Source organism: Psychrobacter sp. bablab_jr014, from assembly GCF_016464015.1.
Classification (GTDB): domain Bacteria; phylum Pseudomonadota; class Gammaproteobacteria; order Pseudomonadales; family Moraxellaceae; genus Psychrobacter.
The window spans coordinates 18,623-36,503 of the sequence record NZ_JACDXT010000022.1 but is presented as its reverse complement, the minus strand read 5'-3'; the positions used below and the strand labels follow the sequence as shown (position 1 = coordinate 36,503).

The 17,881-nt window shown below is 47.5% G+C and carries 16 protein-coding genes and 1 pseudogene; 4 read left to right on the top strand and 13 right to left on the bottom strand.

Features of this window, described 5'->3' with window-relative positions:
- The first annotated feature begins 54 nt into the window (after positions 1-54).
- Complete coding sequence (gene pdxH, locus JIE71_RS06955) at positions 55-702, top strand: pyridoxamine 5'-phosphate oxidase (protein ID WP_199508024.1); 648 nt, start codon at positions 55-57, stop codon at positions 700-702.
- 87 nt (positions 703-789) lie between these two features.
- Here pdxH and JIE71_RS06950 read toward each other — a convergent pair whose 3' ends face one another.
- The 8 genes from JIE71_RS06950 to JIE71_RS06915 all read right to left on the bottom strand — a co-directional run bounded on the left by JIE71_RS06950 (position 790) and on the right by JIE71_RS06915 (position 9,455).
- Positions 790-2,094: an HlyD family secretion protein gene (locus tag JIE71_RS06950; RefSeq protein ID WP_199508012.1), complete on the bottom strand. Its 1,305-nt coding sequence runs from the start codon at positions 2,092-2,094 to the stop codon at positions 790-792.
- Between the two features lie 99 nt (positions 2,095-2,193).
- Complete coding sequence (locus JIE71_RS06945) at positions 2,194-3,885, bottom strand: MFS transporter (RefSeq protein WP_199508011.1); 1,692 nt, start codon at positions 3,883-3,885, stop codon at positions 2,194-2,196.
- Positions 3,886-4,083: 198 nt separating this feature from the next.
- A complete protein-coding gene (locus JIE71_RS06940; RefSeq protein ID WP_199508010.1) occupies positions 4,084-4,719 on the bottom strand; it encodes a glutathione S-transferase in 636 nt (211 codons plus the stop codon).
- Positions 4,720-4,759: 40 nt separating this feature from the next.
- Positions 4,760-5,434, bottom strand: a complete 675-nt coding sequence (locus JIE71_RS06935) for a type 1 glutamine amidotransferase domain-containing protein (protein WP_199508009.1) — start codon at positions 5,432-5,434, stop codon at positions 4,760-4,762.
- Between the two features lie 177 nt (positions 5,435-5,611).
- Positions 5,612-6,661, bottom strand: a complete 1,050-nt coding sequence (locus JIE71_RS06930) for an NADP-dependent oxidoreductase (protein ID WP_199508008.1) — start codon at positions 6,659-6,661, stop codon at positions 5,612-5,614.
- Between the two features lie 48 nt (positions 6,662-6,709).
- On the bottom strand, positions 6,710-7,909 hold the full coding sequence (locus JIE71_RS06925) for an iron-containing alcohol dehydrogenase (RefSeq protein ID WP_199508007.1): 1,200 nt from the start codon (positions 7,907-7,909) through the stop codon (positions 6,710-6,712).
- A 284-nt stretch (positions 7,910-8,193) separates the two neighbouring features.
- On the bottom strand, positions 8,194-8,796 hold the full coding sequence (locus JIE71_RS06920) for a TetR/AcrR family transcriptional regulator (protein ID WP_199508006.1): 603 nt from the start codon (positions 8,794-8,796) through the stop codon (positions 8,194-8,196).
- Between the two features lie 428 nt (positions 8,797-9,224).
- Positions 9,225-9,455 (bottom strand): hypothetical protein, encoded by a 231-nt coding sequence (locus tag JIE71_RS06915; RefSeq protein ID WP_199508005.1) that lies wholly within the window; start codon positions 9,453-9,455, stop codon positions 9,225-9,227.
- A 436-nt stretch (positions 9,456-9,891) separates the two neighbouring features.
- Between JIE71_RS06915 and JIE71_RS06910 the strand changes: the two genes are divergently transcribed.
- Complete coding sequence (locus JIE71_RS06910; RefSeq protein ID WP_199508004.1) at positions 9,892-11,937, top strand: BCCT family transporter; 2,046 nt, start codon at positions 9,892-9,894, stop codon at positions 11,935-11,937.
- Between the two features lie 136 nt (positions 11,938-12,073).
- Positions 12,074-13,093 (top strand): tRNA dihydrouridine synthase DusB, encoded by a 1,020-nt coding sequence (dusB, locus tag JIE71_RS06905; protein WP_199508003.1) that lies wholly within the window; start codon positions 12,074-12,076, stop codon positions 13,091-13,093.
- 22 nt (positions 13,094-13,115) lie between these two features.
- Here the strand turns inward: dusB and JIE71_RS12495 are convergent, their stop codons facing one another.
- The 5 genes and pseudogenes from JIE71_RS12495 to lipB form a co-directional block, all read right to left on the bottom strand.
- Positions 13,116-13,250, bottom strand: coding sequence for a hypothetical protein (locus JIE71_RS12495; RefSeq protein WP_266095953.1), 135 nt, complete (start codon positions 13,248-13,250; stop codon positions 13,116-13,118).
- Between the two features lie 15 nt (positions 13,251-13,265).
- Positions 13,266-13,447, bottom strand: a pseudogene (locus tag JIE71_RS12490) (DUF1622 domain-containing protein); the annotation flags it as partial.
- A gap of 213 nt (positions 13,448-13,660) precedes the next feature.
- Positions 13,661-14,125 carry a hypothetical protein gene (locus tag JIE71_RS06895; RefSeq protein WP_199508002.1) on the bottom strand — a complete coding sequence of 155 codons (465 nt, stop codon included), beginning with the start codon at positions 14,123-14,125 and terminating at the stop codon, positions 13,661-13,663.
- Positions 14,126-14,351: 226 nt separating this feature from the next.
- Positions 14,352-14,882: an inorganic diphosphatase gene (locus JIE71_RS06890; RefSeq protein ID WP_199508001.1), complete on the bottom strand. Its 531-nt coding sequence runs from the start codon at positions 14,880-14,882 to the stop codon at positions 14,352-14,354.
- A 185-nt stretch (positions 14,883-15,067) separates the two neighbouring features.
- Complete coding sequence (lipB, locus tag JIE71_RS06885; protein ID WP_199508000.1) at positions 15,068-15,838, bottom strand: lipoyl(octanoyl) transferase LipB; 771 nt, start codon at positions 15,836-15,838, stop codon at positions 15,068-15,070.
- Between the two features lie 488 nt (positions 15,839-16,326).
- On the opposite strand from lipB, the gene JIE71_RS06880 reads away from it, so the two are divergent.
- A complete protein-coding gene (locus JIE71_RS06880; protein ID WP_199507999.1) occupies positions 16,327-17,805 on the top strand; it encodes a coniferyl aldehyde dehydrogenase in 1,479 nt (492 codons plus the stop codon).
- Positions 17,806-17,881: the final 76 nt, after the last annotated feature.

Genomic DNA, 17,881 nt, shown 5'->3' with positions numbered 1-17,881 from the left:
AAGCATTTTTATAAAACAAAAAAGCGTACGCGTATAAAAGGAGCGGTGATGAGTTTGGATTTTACTGAGCAACGAATGTCATACGAAAAAGGCAGCCTTGAGCAGCAGTCTGTGCCTGAGTCGCCGTTTGCTCTGTTTGGGCAATGGATGAATGAAGCGGTCGCACAAAAAGTGCCTGAGCCGTATGCTATGAGCCTTGCCACCTGCGGCGCTGACAATCAGCCGAGCGTACGTATTGTACTGATGCGTGAGCTGACGGACGCAGGCGTGGTGTTTTATACCAATTATGAAAGCGACAAAGGTCAAGACGTCGCCGCCAATCCACACGCAGAAGTGTTGTTTTTTTGGCATCAATTAGAGCGTCAAGTGCGTATTAGCGGCCATATCCGAAAAATTGACGTACAAAAGTCTGCTAATTACTTTCATAAGCGTCCGCATGACAGCCAAGTTGGCGCATGGGTTAGCGAGCCACAAAGTGGCGTGGTGGAGAGCCGCGAGGTGATGGAAGCGCGTTTTGCAGAGCTACAAGCGCAATATCCTGAAGGCAGCGAAGTGCCCGCGCCTGAATTCTGGGGTGGTTACGAGATTGTTGCGACGCGTATTGAGTTTTGGCAAGGTCGCGCCAATCGCATGCATGACCGCATTGTCTACACCAAAGACGATGCGCAGGGCGACTGGCAAACGGCGCGCTTGTTGCCTTAGTTTTTAAGCGCTTAATAGATATCAATAAAAACCCACGGTACAAGCACTCAGCCTGTACCGTGGGTTTTTTTATGTCAAGCCATAGACTTATTTGGCGCGGGTATCCACACTGGCGGCAACCGACATCCCAGGTCGCATTTGTTCTAGCTGCGGCTGATTGGGATCAAGGTCGATACGCACAGGAATACGCTGGGTAATCTTAATATAGTTGCCCGTCGCAGGGTTGCTCGCACCAGCACTAAATTCGCTGCCTGTTGCAGGCGAAATATTGCTGATATGACCCGTAAATTCTGTACCACCAATGGCGTCTACGCGGATAGTGGCTGGCATGCCGATACGCATATCACTCACTTGCGTTTCTTTAAAGTTGGCAATGACCCACACACCTTTGGGCACAATATACATCAGTTGCGTGCCTGCGTTGACGAACTGACCTGCTTTGACGCTGACTTGGCTGAGCTGGCCTGATTCAGGCGCAGTAATCACGGTATTGTCTAAATTGATTTGCGCTTGCTTGGCAGCTGCTTCGGCATTTTTAATGTTGGCATCTAGTGACGCACGGCTACCACGTGTTTTGTCTTTGGCTTCACGCGCAGCTTGTAGATTGGCTTCGGCTTGTTGCACGGCAGCACGTGCCTTAGCGAGCTGTGCTTTGGTATGTGCTACTTCCGCTTTAGATACCGCGCCGATAGCGTCTAAACCTTCGTAGCGCTTAACATCTTCTGCCGCGCTTTGGACGCTCACTTGCGCGCTATATAAGTCGGCTTGACGTGCTTCAATCTGGGCACGGCTCGATTCAGTGTCTTGCTCATTGGATGAACGGTTGGTGGTCGCGACGTCAATATTGGCTTCGGCCTGTTCAAGCTGCTGAGTAAAGGTACGGTCATCAATTTTGACCAGTACGTCGCCTGCGTTGACGGTATCAAAGTCTTGTACCATGACGCTATCCACATAACCTGAGACCTGCGGGCTGATAATGGTGGTCTTACCTTTGATAAACGCATTGTCCGTCTTTTGCACGTTTGAGGTAAACGGCGGCAGCTGCCATGCGTACAAAATCAGCGCAATACCAATCAGAATCAGCGCGATAAAAAAGCCTAGACCCCAAAGGGATTTTTTCTTTGGTGACCAGCGAGCAGGGGTTGGGATGGGCTCTTTAGGCGGCATTGGCGTGTCGTTGTCCGCATCACTATCTACATTATCATTGTTTGTATTAGCCGTATCGTTTGCTGTGTTCGCTTGCGTGCTTTGCCCATCCGTAGGCGCTGTTGCTTTTGATGGTGTGGCGGCTGGTGTTGGCGCGTTTTGCTCAGCAGTCGATACTGCGGCGTCGCTATTATTTTGCGTCTTTTGTGGCGCGTTTGTGGCATCAGCACGGGAATCTTGGCTCATGGCGCACTCCTAAAGGTCATAAGTAAAAAGTATAAGGCGCTAAGGCTGTGTGATTGTCGCGAATCATCGGCAAATAAGGTCGATGACGCACTCACAGCACTAGCGGTTTTCGCGCATTTTAGCGAGCGTTGCCAGCTCTTTTTCTAATGGGTTGCGTTTATGGTAGCGATAATACAAATAGTTTAAAGACAATATCACCACCGTCAGGCTGGCCAAGCTGCCCATAATAAAGAATAAGTCATTATATGCTGCGACGACCGCTTGGCGCTGAATCTGGGCAAACACTTGCTGTGCGGCACTGCTGGTCACCATCGCGCTGTCGGTCATCTGACTGCCCAGTTGCGCGCTCGCAGCTTGCAGTTGCTGTACTAAAGCAGGATTGCCAAAATTGAGCGAATTGACCATATCACTATAGTGCGTCTGTGTGCGAATGGCGGTAAAGGCCTGAATACCCGCCGCTCCAGCCAAACCGCCAATGGTTTGTGAAATACTAAAAATCACCGAAAAACTAATAATGTAGGCAGGGCCATTGGCAATCGCACGCAGCATCCCTTCAAATACCATAGGGCCCATAAAGTACACTGCCGCAAAAGCAATCAAAAACTGACTGACATAAAACATATAGGGCGCAGAATCTACGGATACGCCTGTGTCCATCCACGCCCCAATCGCAATCAATAGCGCGGAAAAAATCACAGGGCGGCGTAAGTCCATCGCATTGGTAAGCCAAAAGCTGGCAATCAAAGCACAAATACTGGCAAGCAAGATCACCGCATAAAAGGTCACCAGCTGATCATTGCCATAACCGAGCTGTGCCAAGAGACCCGCCGCGCCCACCGTCTGTTCAGACAATAAAATCCGCATCAACGCACCCGTTATCATAAAGGCAATGATATTGCGACTGCGCATCCAGCGGACTTGGAGCATCGGGTTTTTGCGGTGCGTTTCAATCCATAAGGCGGTGCTGATAGCGAGTATCGCGATGAGTAGCGGATAACCAAGCCACGGCGTACTCCACCACAGTACGCGTCCTTGTACCAGAAAGACAGACAAGGCGGCAAGCCCGCTACCAAATAAGCCAAAGCTGACAATATCGAGCTTTTCAAAGACTTGCTGTACATTGCCTGGGGGCAGTTGCAGTAAGTTAATAAGACCAAAACAGATCAATGCCAGCCCAAACTCGAATAAAAACAGACTCTCTAACTGACCGCCTGCTGCCAAATAGGGCGAGATAATGCGCGATAGCGGAATACCAAATTGCACCACACCAAAGCCCAAAATTAGGCCACTAATACGCTTGGCGGTCGGCATCCCTTGCAAGCAATAAAACACCGATAAAATGGTCATGGCACTGGCGACCATGCCACTCATTGCCCGAGTGATAATCTCTAGGTAGTAGGGATTTAGCAACGTATTGATTGAACTGCTCAACACATCAGTACTGATAATCCACTGCATACTGGTTGCCAGTAACAAGACAAACAAGGTCAGCTTGCTAAAAGGCGCAATACCAAACTGCTGGCGTATTTTATACAAAAGCACCGTAATACAGGCATTGGTAATATTGTACGCCACCGATATCCAGCCGCCTTCCATCGGCGTTAGGTTCAGCGTGCCTTGAATCTGCGCAAGATTGGCAACGAGCAAGCCGTTCTGAAAGCTGGCGGTCAGGCCAACGAACAGCCCAATGAGCAAATAAAAGATTTTGCGCGGAACGGGATGGTCAGGATTGGCAGGGGAACCGACCATAAACGGCTGTTCATGCGGTTTAAATTGATATTCTTGAGTCATGAAATACGGCAACCTACAAAGGCAAAGAAGAACAGCGGGTAAGACAGGCAGCAACGTACCAAAACAGCAAAAGCCCAAGATAGGCTTGGGCTATTTTAACATAAGTGATAAACGGGTAATGCGTAAAGGCCAGACTAAGTGGTCATGTGCCGCCCGTTATTAGAGCCAGTAAACCTATAGCTTATTAAGCGCACTGACTTATTGAGAGCGGCTGTCGTCATAATTGGCCTCAAGACGCATGGTGCGCTGATAGCTGTCAAGCTTGGCCAGCTGTAGCGCGTATTGTTTAACGTTAGGATATTGCTCAAGCGCTTTGTCTTTAGCAAGCATAATCAAATCAAAAGACAGCATGATGTCCGCGCCGCTTAACTGATTATTAACGATATACAATTTATCAGTGACGGCATCATCTAAATAGCTGAGCACCTTATGCTTTTCCGCGGCAATATAACGATTTAAGGTTTCATTGTCATTCGCGCCCATTTTTTGCGTAAACATATCGAGCAATAAAGGCAGCATCAAAGAGCTTTCAGCAAAATGAATCCACGACAGATAATCGGCATACGCCGCGCTGTCAGGCGCAGGACGTAAACGCTCAGGTGCAAAACGCTCAATTAACAGTTCTGTAATGGCGCCCGACTCTGCAATCACTTGTCCATCCAGCTCAATCACAGGTGACTTACCGAGCGGATGGACTTGTTTTAAGCGATCAGGAGCAAGGTGTGTCTTGGCATCGCGCTGATAACTGACCACCTCATAAGGCTGTCCCAGCTCTTCTAGGAGCCATAAGATACGCAGTGAGCGCGATTGATTCAAATGATGCAAACGTATCACAATAATTTATCCTTAACGTTGATGCGGACATCCGCCAGTATTATTTAAAGCGCGCTAAAAGATGCTCGGCGGTGGCTTCTGATGAGGCTGGGTTTTGGCCTGTGATAAGTAAGCCGTCTTCGACCACGTATGACTGCCAGTCGTCCCCTTTGACATAGTTTGCGCCATTGTCTTGTAGCACGTCTTCTAATAAGAACGGTACAACGTCAGTAAGGCCAACGCCTTCTTCTTCGCTGTTACTAAAGCCTGTCAATTTTTTGCCTTTAACAAAATATTCGCCGTCGACTTTGACGTCTTTTAATACCGCAGGCGAGTGACAGACAAAGGCAACAGGCTTATCGGCATTTACAAAACTTTCAATCAAAGAGATAGAGTCATTGCTGCTTGCCAAGTCCCATAGGGGACCGTGACCGCCTGGATAGAATACGGCGTCAAAATTTTGCTGATTGACATCGCTTAATTTTTTCGTGCTGGCAAGGCGGGCTTGGGCGTCATTATCTTGTTTAAAGCGTTTGGTCGCGTCTGTCTGTGCGTCTTCATCGTCGCTTTTTGGGTCAAGTGGCGGCTGTCCGCCAGCAGGAGAGGCGAGGGTAATGTTCGCGCCAGCATCCAAAAAGGTGTAATACGGCGCAGCAAATTCTTCGAGCCAAAAGCCTGTTTTTTTGCCTGTGTCGCCAAGCTTATCGTGTGAGGTTAATACCACTAAAATATTCATAATCATCCTTATTTATTCGTGTTGTGGTTGCTTAAAATGCGATAGCCGCACAAAGCGATTAAAAGTAAAAAACGCGCTTTGATTCGCTTATTTACAGTAGCGTATTTTTTTGGGCGATATATAGCAAAAGTGTTATCGATTAACACTTATCCGTGACTGCCCATTTACGCTAAATGATTAACGCGCGTCCGCAACTTTGATAACCGTTTTACCGAAGTTTTGTCCATTTAACATATCGACAAAGGCGCTGGGCGCATTGCCCAAACCATCGACCATATGCTCAAGGGTTTTAATATCGCCTGCTTCGACCCATTCGCCCATGGTTTTTAAGAACTCAGGGAAATGTTCGCCGTATTCTTCAAAGATGATGAAGCCTTTGACGGTTAAGCGCTGTTTTAAAATAGTACCCATCAATAGACTTAAGCGGTCTTTGCCATCAGGGGTTTCTGTGGCGTTATACTGTGATACCAAGCCGCAGACAGGAATGCGTGCATGCGCATTGAGTAGTGGCAATACCGCATCAAACACTTTGCCGCCGACATTTTCATAATAGATGTCAATGCCATTGGGGCAAGCGTTCTCAAGCTGCTCGGCAAAGTCATCGGCGTAATGGTCAATACAGGCATCAAAACCCAGCTCATCAACGGCATAGGCACATTTTTCTGCGCCACCTGCCACGCCAACGACGTGTAGACCAAGGCGCTTACCCACTTGACCGACAGTTGCGCCTACAGGGCCTGTAGCTGCCGCGACGACCAAGGTTTCGCCCGCTTTTGGCTTACCGATATCGGTCAAGCCCATGTAGCCTGTAAAACCAGGCATACCGAGCACACCCAAACCATAAGAAGGATGCTTCATGTCATTATCAAGCTTGTGCACGCCTTCGCCTGTGCTCACGCTATAGTCTTGCCAGCCTGATTGCGATACCACGATATCGCCTGCGCTAAAGCCTTCAACATCAGACTCGACCACTTGCGCGACGGTGCCTGCGATCATGACATCGCCGATATTTAATGGGTCTGCATAGCTCTTTGCGGCGCTCATACGTCCGCGCATATACGGGTCAAGGGACAGATACAGTGTGCGCAGTAGCATTTCGCCTGCTTTTGGCGTTGGAATATCGCTGGTCGTCAGCTCAAAGTTCTCATCAGTTGGCTCGCCATGCGGACGGCTGGCAAGTTTAATCTGACGATTAATAGTGTCGGTTTGTTCTTTTGCAAAGCTCATCGTTATTTTCCTTGTCGTTGTCTTTATTGTTAGTCGTTCCAGTGACTGTTATGCGGCAGCACGTTGTAGGATGCGGCGTGATACGTCCAAGTCATTACTGTCATGCTCACCAAGTTGGGTCATATGGTGCGCTTCTAGCTGCTCAATGATTGGGTCAATAGCGCTGGCATCGAGTGCTACATCCGCAAGATTAACAGGTAAGCCGAGGCTGACAAAGAACTGTTCTGTATAAACAATTGCCGTTTCAATTACCTCATCATCACTCAATGTGTCGTCAGTAATGTTCCAGACATTACGTGCGTATCGCAGCAGTTTGTCTTTTTTACTGTCCTTTAGCTCGCGCATGACTGAGGGTAAGACGATAGTCAAGGTACGCGCGTGGTCGATACCGTGTAGTGAAGTCAGCTCATGACCAATCATGTGCGTTGTCCAGTCTTGCGGTACGCCTGTACCAATCAAGCCATTAAGCGCCATAGTCGCTGTCCACATGATGTTTTTACGCGTCTCTAGATTGTCTGGGTTTTCTTTAACCACCAACCCTTCATCAATCAAAATTTTCAGCAGACTTTCTGCAAAAGCGTCTTGCACTTTAGCATTGACAGGGTAGGTCAAGTATTGCTCCATAACGTGGACAAAGGCATCTGCCACGCCATTCATCACTTGGCGCTCTGGCAGCGTCAAGGTCTTTTTAGGGTCAAGAATAGAAAACTTTGGATACACCAATGGGTTGCCAAAAGGCAGCTTGGCTTGGCGTTCACTGTAGTTAATCACGCCGCCTGAGTTCATCTCTGAACCTGTCGCAGGGATGGTCAATACGGTCCCCAAATCAATCGCCGTATCGACTGATTTACAATAGCTGAGAAGTGCTTCCCAAGCGCGCTCACGTGAGACCGTGCCATCATCTTCGGTCATATGTGAGATGAGCGCAATAAATTTTGTACCGTCAAGCACTGAGCCACCGCCGACAGCCAATAAGAAGTCGATGTCATTTTCAACGACGCTATCTGCAGCTTTTAACAAGGTGGTAAATTCAGGATTGGCTTCGATACCGCCAAACTCAAATACCGTGCGTGCGCCGCTTTGTGCTAAAGCATTTTTGACTTCGTCTAATGTGCCCGTACGCTGTGCTGAGCCGCCACCATAAGTAATCAGTACGCGCGCATTTTTGGGTACTAAGCTGTCGAGCTGGCTGACTTGGTCATCACCAAAGACGATGCGTACAGGATTGTAATATTGAAAGTTATTCATAAGATTTCCTAGTTTTTATAGATAAAAATAAACACGTTATTGAATGCGTATGGCGCGTATTGTACAGCAATTAGACCAGTCGTCTAGAGATGGTTACAAAACAATCCTACAGCAATAACGCTTATGTTATGTTTTATAGTGTCTAATCAAGAAGCAACAAGCATCGTATGACACGCCGAGCATTCAATAATATATGGCCAATAGCGCGTGATAGATGGTGTAATAATGAGTAGGCGTTTTACAAAAAGAGCGTTTGTGACAAAAAGGCCGATATCAATAAAAAACTAACGGCCAAGCTGCACCGTCGTCATTTGCCATACTTCGGCCAGTGGCGTATTGGTATGGCTGATTTTGGCGACCAAACTTGCGCCAAGCCAGGCAAAATACCAACGCTTGGCCAAACTTTCAGCGGACAGTTGCCCCTCATTAGGAATAGAACCTTCAGCCCAGCCTGCTTTAATTTGTTGCGCAAGCCATGCAATGATGCACTGATAACCCGCATTAAGTGCTTCGCGCATCGGTTCGGAGATGTCGGCAACTTCGGCAGAGAGCTTTACCACAAGGCATTTTTCATCATCGCAGCCATTTTGCTGCGTGTCGTACCAACTCTGAAAATAGCGGTAGATACGTGCCTGCGCGTTGTCTTCCGCTACTGTAAGCGTTGCCAAACGCTGTTGATAGCGGGTGAAATAGCCTGCGATGATGGCTTCGCCAAAGGCTTCTTTTGAAGCAAAATAATGATAAAACGACCCTTTAGGCACGCCTGCGGTATCGAGAATCTGCTTAATGCCCACCGCAGTAAAGCCTTTTTGGGCAACCAATTGCGTCGCAACAGCCAATAGATGCGCTTTGGTATCTGACGCGGGCGTGGGGGTTGGCGTGGGCATGATAATCAGCAGCTCCTAGAAGGGTGAATAACAGTGTTAAATGATGCGTAAATGCGAAACGATGTGCAAATGCGAAAAATGAAATAATGGATAACACTTTATACGGTCATAGCAAAAAAGACGAAAATAAAGGCAAGTCATTGTATAGAATCGCGCATAGTGCAGCAACACATAGGCACAGGCGATATTAAAGAGAAGATATTCATATTTTTCATAAATCAATGACTTATAGTTTACCACTAGACCAGTCGTCTTGCAAATAAGGTGGATAACAGACAAAAAAATGCTGATAAATAGAGCATGTATTTATCAGCAGCCAAATACCATAAAAAATATCTATGAGCCTAAAATAACAAAGGCCAAAACAATCAAGAGAGACTACGGCGTGAAATGGTCATTCGTACCATCTACCAGCATATCCTCATACCTTAACGCTGTTTAAACCCTAGCAATGACTCAATTTCTTCGTTAGTAATCCCGCGCACGATGGCTTGCTCTTCGACACTTAGGCGATTGTTGTGCTCTTTAATCATCACATACAGCTGACGCGCCACCTCAGAGGTACTGGCGTAATACATTTGCGGATCATCTTTCATTAAGCGTGCTAAAAAGCGATTGACGATTTGGCGTTTGTTTACAGGGGCCTTTTCGGTAGTCATAAGAGTCTCCTAATAATATTTCAGTATAGCGATAACTGGCGGTGGCTTTGTCGATACAAAAGCGCAAATTCTAAGCAATTATCCAAACCAATACAATGAGCGCTCTTAACTAGCTAACAAGTTGTCTTTTTTATTTACAGGTAAGTTTTATGTAATTAGCGTTAATTTATTGTGGTGGATTGAACTGTTTTCTGGGGTTTGCTTAATAACTGTGTTACCTATAAGAGTACTTATCATTATACAACCAATAATGAATGCACCATACCAAAGCGTGCGTGTTGCTATGAATCAGTGGCTGTTTATAAAAAGTAAAAAGTGATATCAGTACGATATCCAATAAGACATCCAGCCGCTTTTATTGACATTGTTGATGCAATAATGCTGACAGTAAGCGCTTTTTTGTTTTTAAATTTTGGCTTTGAGGATACCACCACTTATGAGTAATGGTTCACGCTCTACGATTTTATTGCCCGTTTTTGTGCCCGCAGCGATTATTATGATTTTGCTGGTTATTGGCACGTCTATAGACCCCGAGGCGGCAGGGGCGTTGTTTAGCGATGTGCTGAGCTTTACCACTGAGACTTTCGGCTGGTTTTATATGCTGGCCGTGGCGCTGTTTTTACTGTTTATCACCGCATTGGCATTTTCGCCTTATGGCCGTATCAAGCTGGGTCCCGATCACGCCGAGGCCGAGTATCAGTTTGGCGAGTGGTTCGCCATGCTGTTTTCGGCAGGTTACGGCATTGCGCTACTGTTCTTTGGTGTGGCTGAGCCTGTGCTGCATTTTGCTAGCCCGCCGATGTCTGACCCGCAGACGATTGAGGCGGCGAAAGAGGCGATGCAGATTGCTTATTTTCATTGGGGCTTTCATATCTGGGCGATTTACGGCGTAGTTGGTTTGTCTTTGGCGTATTTTTCTTTTCGCCATGGCTTGCCGTTGTCCATGCGCTCAACCCTGTACCCACTGATTGGCGATAAGATTCATGGGCCTATTGGGCATACGGTCGATGTGTTTGCCATTTTGGGCACGTTGTTTGGCATTGCCACCAGTTTGGGTTTATCGGTATCGCAGATTAATGCAGGTCTTAATTATTTGCTGCCTGATTTGATTCCAGTAAGTACCAGCGTGCAGGTCATTGCGATTGTGCTGATTACGTCAGCAGCGCTGGTGTCGGTGCTGGCAGGTATGGATAAAGGGGTCAAGCGCTTATCTATTCTTAACATGGTGCTCGCCACAGCACTGATGATTTTTGTGTTTGTCGTTGGCCCGACGGTTTTTATTCTTAACGCCTTTATGGAAAATACGGGCAGCTACTTGGGCAATATTGTTGAGCGTACTTTTAGCTTACAGGCGTATCAATTAAGTGATTGGATCGGCAACTGGACGCTGTTTATCTTTGCATGGACGATTGCATGGGCGCCGTTCGTGGGGTTGTTTATTGCCAAAATCAGCCGTGGCCGTACCATACGTGAATTTGTGCTTGGTGTGATGCTCGTACCGACGTTCTTTACCTTTTTTTGGTTCGCCGTCTTTGGTGATACCGCGCTACATATGATTATGATGGAAGGTTATGAGTCGTTAATTGCGGAGGTGCAAAACAACCAAGCGATTGCCTTGTTTAAACTCCTCGAAAATCTGCCCTTTACGCAGTTTGTTTCGACACTTACAGTCCTCTTAATCATCACCTTTTTTGTGACGTCGTCGGATTCTGGTTCGTTGGTGATTGACTCCTTAGCGGCAGGCGGTCGTAGCGATACGCCGTGGTGGCAGCGCACCTTTTGGGTGGTGACCGAAGGTGCAGTGGCATCTGTCTTATTGCTGGCAGGTGGTTTGACCGCGCTACAGACGGCAGCGATTGTCAGTGCCTTACCTTTTGCGATTATTATGCTGATTTCGATGTTTGGCATGTGGCGCGCGCTACGTATCGAAGGACATCGTGACCAAAGCCTCGATAATAATAACCGTTTGCCGCCACATCTACTCAAGTCGTCTGCATGGCGCGATCGTATTGATTACATCACCAATCAGCCAACGCGTGACAAGGTGCTGAGTTACATTAAGGATGTGGTGATGCCATCGATGGAAGAGGTCTCTGAAAAATTCCTAGAGACAGGCTGGCAGCCTAAAGTGACTTATGATGATATCAATAACCGTGCTGTTTTAGAGCTTGGCCGTGGTGAGACGGTAGAGTTTTGGTACGAGGTGCGCTTATCGGAGCATGACGCGCCTGATTATTATACAGGAGCGGGGGTGGATAGCTTACCGCAAGAGCATCACTACCGTGCAGAGGTGTATTTGCGCCGTGGCGGTCAAACCTATGACTTGTATGGCTATCAGCCTGAATCGGTCATTAATGACATTATTGATCAGTTTGAAAAATATCTGCACTTTTTAAACGTCTCCCCAGACAGCTTACCATGGCGTATGGCGGAGCATGATGACAACTTGACGCTAGAGCAAGGCAGCACGTTTGATAAATAAGTGCGTCATCCGTTAGATGAACACGTCATGTTCATCTGACTGTGACGGTTTGGGTTAAATCCAGCGGGTCAAAGGCTTGCAATATCTCAAATAATACTTAGAATAACGGCTTGTTTTATAACGGTTTCGTCTTTTTATGTCTATCTTGTCCACTGATGTTCATCCACTGCTGCAACCCTTGTCTATTGGCGGCTTGCAGATTGAAAATCGCTTGATGGTTGCGCCAATGGCAGGCGTGACGGACAATCCGTTTCGCCGTCTGTGCAAATCCTTTGGCGCAGGGCACGCGGTCAGCGAGATGATTATTGCGGATACGGCGCTGTATGCGCGTAAAAAGTCACTGTATCGTGCCAACTTTGATGGCGAGATTGCACCGATTTCTGCGCAGATTGCAGGCGCAGAGCCTGACAAGTTGGCAGAGGCGGCGCGTTATCAGATCGACAATGGCGCACAGATTATCGATATCAATATGGGCTGTCCTGCCAAAAAAGTCTGCCGCAAGCTCGCGGGTTCAGCGCTGCTACAAGATGAAGACTTGGTCGCGCGTTTGCTTGATGCGGCGGTGGCAGCAGTCGATGCACCTGTGACCTTAAAGACGCGTCTTGGCTTTGAAAACGGACATGAAAACATTTTGCGCGTAGCAAAGCGTGCCGAGCAGGCGGGCATTAAAGCGATTGCTATTCATGGGCGCACACGTGAGGATATGTATACTGGCAATGCACGCTACGAGCTGATACGCGAGGTCAAGGACAGCATCAGCATTCCTGTGATTGCTAATGGCGATATTGACAGTCCCGAAAAGGCAAAAGCCGTGTATGAGATGACAGGCTGTGATGCGGTGATGATCGGGCGCGCGGCGCAAGGGCAGCCGTGGCTGTTTCGAGATATTGCCCATTATTTGCAGCATGGCGAGCTGCTTGATCCGCCGAGTATTAGTGAGATTCAGCAGATTGTGCTCGCGCATTTGCAGGAGCTGTACGCGTTTTATGGTGAGTATTCAGGCTGCCGTATCGCGCGCAAACACATCGCGTGGTACACCACAGGCATTCCCAACTCTAACGCCTTTCGTCAAGCCATGTATAGTGAAGAGAGCACCGCAGGGCAGTTTAAAGCGGTGGAGACATTTTTAAGTGACAGCATCGCGCAGCAGGCGTAAATGGTCGCAAATGAATAATAACTTATTTTGTAGGCGTGGTCGGTAATGGCGCGAGTTTGGCGGTATGTTCATCGTCAGGCTCGCGTTTTTTTTGCCAAGGAAAGCGCCCTTCTAGTTCGACTTGCAGGGATAAACTCAAAAAGGTACGAATCAACACGATAACGGCCAGTACCTGCACATCGCGCAAGGTCGGCTCAGTGACCACGGTCGCATAATGTCAGCGGCAATCAACACCTCAAGCCCTAACAAAATGGATTTGCCCACGGTTTGTCTGATAGCGACATACACGGCTTGGTTAAAACTGCCGAGCGCGCGCAGCGTCTGATACAGCGCAAACACCAGACCGAGTACCATAATCATCACGCCAATAAACTCAATCACTTTGGCAATCATATCAATATATTGCGTTAACATGGCTATCACACGCGTTATCCTTACTGCGCTGTTGGGCAGAGTGTTATTTTTATTCTTTAGTATTTTTATCGTTCGGTGCGTTTCTTATTAAATGCTCATGCATTCATTATTTTTATAGTGTTTTTAGCGGGCGCTAAAGCGCTAAAGCAGTAACTAACCAAAGATGCGCCATAAAATCCAAAATACACCAATCATCACAATCGCGATAATGAGCAAGCGGCGCGCCCAAAACGGCATAAGGGGCTTTTTGTAGCCCATATCGTTCAGCTGGCGGTTTAGACCATGTCTAAGCTGATGAAAATCTTGATCTTTTTCATTGGACTTACGATGGCTTCTGACCAAAGCATCGTCTTTTTCTGCCTGCGCGCTACCATTAAAGCTCATGGCTTTGGTATCGATGCCTTGCTTGTTGGCGATGGCGGTCAGTTTTTGTTGCTGCTTAACCTTGAGCGCATTTTCATACGCGTCAATACGTGCCTTTGCCTCATCCATACTGATATTTTCTTCGGCGGCAAGGGTTTTGATGGCCATCACCAAGTTATTTTTTTCGATCATCATCATGACGGCTTTAGGCAGCTTTGGTGTATTGGCTTTGTCGCTGGGGTCAGGATTAAACATGGCTGTCCTTGGTGAGCATTTTGGTAAATAAAAAGGTGAAAATAGAGGTAACAAGTATTGTGCCAAAGTATAGCAGTCGCCCGCGTCAAATGGCATAGCGGGCAGGGCGCTGGTTGCATACGCTAACCATCTTTTGGCAAAGCGCTGCAAAAAAACCACAAAAAAATACCGCCATCGGTCAGACAGCGGTATTTTTTATAACTTTAAAAAGCGGGGTAGGCGCGGATTATTTGTCTGCCCAACGCTTGATGGCTTCTTTAATCACTTCTTTGGCTTCAGCGGTGTCGTTCCAAGATTCAACCACAGTGGTGCCTGCTTTTTTCAAGTCTTTATAGTGGTTAAAGTGGAATTCGATTTGATTGATTAGCTGCTTTGGCAAGTCTTCTAGAGTGTTGATCGCGTTGCCGTTGTTGCGGTCATCAGCGGGAACCACGACGATTTTGTCGTCAACTTCGCCATCATCAACAAACTTCATCACGCCGATGACTTTTGCTTTTAGGAAAACGCCTGTGGTTAGTGGCTGCTCAGTGATGATAAGCGCGTCTAGCTCGTCGCCGTCTTCGTCTAGCGTTTGTGGGATAAAGCCGTAGTTACATGGCTTGGCAAAGATTTGTGGGTCAACGCGGTCTAGCTCAAATACCGCAAGGTCACGGTTCCACTCGATTTTATGGCTGCTGCCAGTAGGAATTTCAACGACTACGTTGATGATGCCGCCGTCTACGTCGCCTGCGTCCAAAATCTGATTAAAATCTGCCATACAGCGCTCCTGTGTGCTTTTGTTTGTTATGGATAAGGGTCATGATGAGTGCAAAAAAAGGGCAGTCACCACCTAAAAAATATCTGTACGCCAAGTGCGTCATGCGCCTCAACGTATACCGCTTGCGAGTATAGCAAGTTTATTCTGATTTTGCTCGCACTGCTTAATTCCAAGCAGGGAAGTGATTATGCAAAATCCGAATCAATCGCCCGCAGTATTATCTCGCCTGCGTGCCGTTTGGCAATATTCGCAAGTAGCTTTTGGGTGACGATATTGGTCGTTAGGTTGCTCGCGGCTGGCAAGTTCACAAAATCTGCCACACGCAGCATTTGCATACCCGCATAGCCGCAAGGATTGATGGCGTTAAAGGCAGCAAGATCGCAGTCGATATTGAGCGCCAAACCATGATAGCTAAAGCCATGCTTAATTTTAAAGCCTAAGGAGGCAATTTTGCCAAGCATAATCTCGCGCCCTTTATCATCATAAGCATACAGATATACGCCAGGCGCGTCACGGCGAGCGCGGGCAGTGAGCTTGGCAGCGTCTGTCGTTTCGGCCGCCAAAAGCTCGCGCAGCACATCTTCGATTGCTTGCTCAGCGTGTGAGACCAGATTGCGCACGCCCCAGCCCAAACTGTGCAAGTCAAACAGCCAATATAAGACCAGCTGTCCATGTCCGTGCCACGTTACCTGTCCGCCGCGGTCGGTCTTGATAATCGGCGTGTCGGTATGGGTCAAGATATGCTCTTCTTTGCCCGCTTGTCCTAGCGTATACACGTCATTGTGGTCAACTACCCACAGCTCATCAGGCGTGCGCGTACCGTGCTCTTTTTTGAGAGCAATACGCTCAAGCGTGCGTGCCAGCATCGCATCGTGCGTCTGGTTGTAATCGGCGTGGGTAAAAGATTTATAAATCAGCATATCGCCAAGCGGCGTGGCATCGGTATCAGGAGTCATGGGCGTTATCAGTGTGCTTCAGATAAAGGGGCGAAAAGGCTTGATTCAGTATGCTTGCACTAGGGCGTGTCTTCAATTCAAACGCTTATGGCTAAATGGGCTAAAAATGGCTAAATCTTTGGCAAACGGTGTCAAATAGCGGGTCAATATCTTGATATTATCTGCGCTATTTTCCTTGTTTGCCTTTAATTTATCTCATTTTTATCACCATTTTTAAAATGAAGACACGCCCTAACAAAAGCGGGATAGTGACAAAGAAAACAAACGGCTGAATCATCAAGGATTGCGTGCTGAGTGTAACAGTTTTTTTAAAAGACACCCAAGCGCTTATAGTGACTCATGTGCTTATCTTTATCCATTCAATAACGCTTTTTACTAAGCGTATACACCGCAAAGCAGGTAACGATACTCACACCAACTGCGCGCGTGCAGTGCTTTTCATTGCCTAAGCAATGGGCTACATTAGAAAGACAACATAAGGACGCATTATGATGGATGACTCTTCTAACACAGCTAACTTAAAAACCGCCAACACATCAATGTCAGCCTTGCCTGATAGCCAAAGCATCTTAACCACGACCGAAGCCTTACAGGCGCAATTTGCGCGCATGTATCAGCTCAGCCGACAGCAACCCATCAATAATTGGGCGACGCGCCTTGAACAGCTGGATAATTTAGAAGCCATGCTGCGTGACAAGCAATCAGATTTTGCGCTCGCCATCAGTGCCGATTTTAAGCATCGCAGCTATTCTGAGACTCAGCTCGCTGAGCTGTATCCAAGCTTCTCAGGCATTACTTATGCCAAAAAACACGGCAAAGCATGGATGAAAACACGCCGCGTAGGTATCTCCGCGCTGTATTTGCCTGCACACAATGAAGTACAGCCGCAGCCGCTTGGCGTGGTCGGTATCATGGTGCCTTGGAACTATCCACTGTATTTGGCGATTGGCCCCATGATTGATGCTTTATGCGCAGGCAATCGCGTTTTGGTGAAGATGAGCGAGTCGGCACCACAATTCGCCCAATGCTTTGCAGAAGCGGTCGCGCATTATTTTTCGCCCGACATGGTGGCGGTTGCAGTCGGTGACGTTGAGCTTGCCGAAGCCTTTAGTCGTCTGCCGCTCGACCATTTGTTATACACAGGCTCAACGGCGGTGGGCAAAAAGGTGATGCGCGCCGCAGCGGACAACTTAACGCCCGTCACCCTAGAGCTGGGCGGCAAGTCGCCTGTGATTGTCCTTGATAACGCACTGCTCGAAAATGTCGTCAATCGCGTGATGATGGGTAAGACACTAAACGCAGGACAGACCTGCATTGCCCCTGATTATGTGCTGCTGCCCAGACAGTATCATCAGCATTTTATTGCTTTAGCAAAAGAGTGGTTTGCCAAGCATTATCCTGATATTGGTAACAATACCGATTATTCACATATCATTAATGACGCGCATTTGCAGCGTGTGCAAAAGTATCTAGATGCTCAGCCTGACGATATTATTTATCCTGTTAGCGAGCTGCCAACCGATACAGAAACGCGCTTTATGCCGCCTGTCATTGTTGCTGACCCTGAGCTTGACAGCGACTTGATGCAAGAGGAGATATTTGCGCCCATTTTGCCGCTCGTGCATTACGATACGCTGGATGAGGCCATTGCCTTTGTTAATTCGCGTCCGCGTCCTTTGGCGCTGTATGTGTTTGGACAAAAAGAAAGCGCTCTTGAACGCGTACGTCTTGAGACCACTTCAGGCGGTATGTGTGTCAATGAAGTCCTCGTCCACGTTGCCCAGCACGAGCTGCCGTTTGGGGGCATCGGGCATTCTGGTATTGGGGCATATCATGGCAAGACAGGCTTTGAGCGCTTTAGTCATTTAAAACCTGTTTTTGTACAGTCCAAACTCAATGGTATGCGTCTACTACTGCCTCCGTATGGCGAGCTGTTTAAAAAGGGAATGGCGCTATTATTAAAATAGATATTTTAGTAAAATTTTATATAAATCAATAAATTATAAACAAATGGTGCTTTTAATTATTATCAATGGCCTTATA

Coding starts and splice junctions, on each gene's coding strand:
- JIE71_RS06920 (WP_199508006.1), bottom strand. CDS start 8,796: ATGCCCACGCCAACCCCCACGCCCGCGTCAGATACCAAAGCGCATCTA.
- JIE71_RS06895 (WP_199508002.1), bottom strand. CDS start 14,125: ATGTTTAATCCTGACCCCAGCGACAAAGCCAATACACCAAAGCTGCCT.
- JIE71_RS06880 (WP_199507999.1), top strand. CDS start 16,327: ATGATGGATGACTCTTCTAACACAGCTAACTTAAAAACCGCCAACACA.
- JIE71_RS06890 (WP_199508001.1), bottom strand. CDS start 14,882: ATGGCAGATTTTAATCAGATTTTGGACGCAGGCGACGTAGACGGCGGC.
- JIE71_RS06945 (WP_199508011.1), bottom strand. CDS start 3,885: ATGACTCAAGAATATCAATTTAAACCGCATGAACAGCCGTTTATGGTC.
- JIE71_RS06935 (WP_199508009.1), bottom strand. CDS start 5,434: ATGAATATTTTAGTGGTATTAACCTCACACGATAAGCTTGGCGACACA.
- lipB (WP_199508000.1), bottom strand. CDS start 15,838: ATGACTCCTGATACCGATGCCACGCCGCTTGGCGATATGCTGATTTAT.
- JIE71_RS06910 (WP_199508004.1), top strand. CDS start 9,892: ATGAGTAATGGTTCACGCTCTACGATTTTATTGCCCGTTTTTGTGCCC.
- dusB (WP_199508003.1), top strand. CDS start 12,074: ATGTCTATCTTGTCCACTGATGTTCATCCACTGCTGCAACCCTTGTCT.
- JIE71_RS06930 (WP_199508008.1), bottom strand. CDS start 6,661: ATGAGCTTTGCAAAAGAACAAACCGACACTATTAATCGTCAGATTAAA.
- JIE71_RS06915 (WP_199508005.1), bottom strand. CDS start 9,455: ATGACTACCGAAAAGGCCCCTGTAAACAAACGCCAAATCGTCAATCGC.
- JIE71_RS06950 (WP_199508012.1), bottom strand. CDS start 2,094: ATGAGCCAAGATTCCCGTGCTGATGCCACAAACGCGCCACAAAAGACG.
- JIE71_RS06925 (WP_199508007.1), bottom strand. CDS start 7,909: ATGAATAACTTTCAATATTACAATCCTGTACGCATCGTCTTTGGTGAT.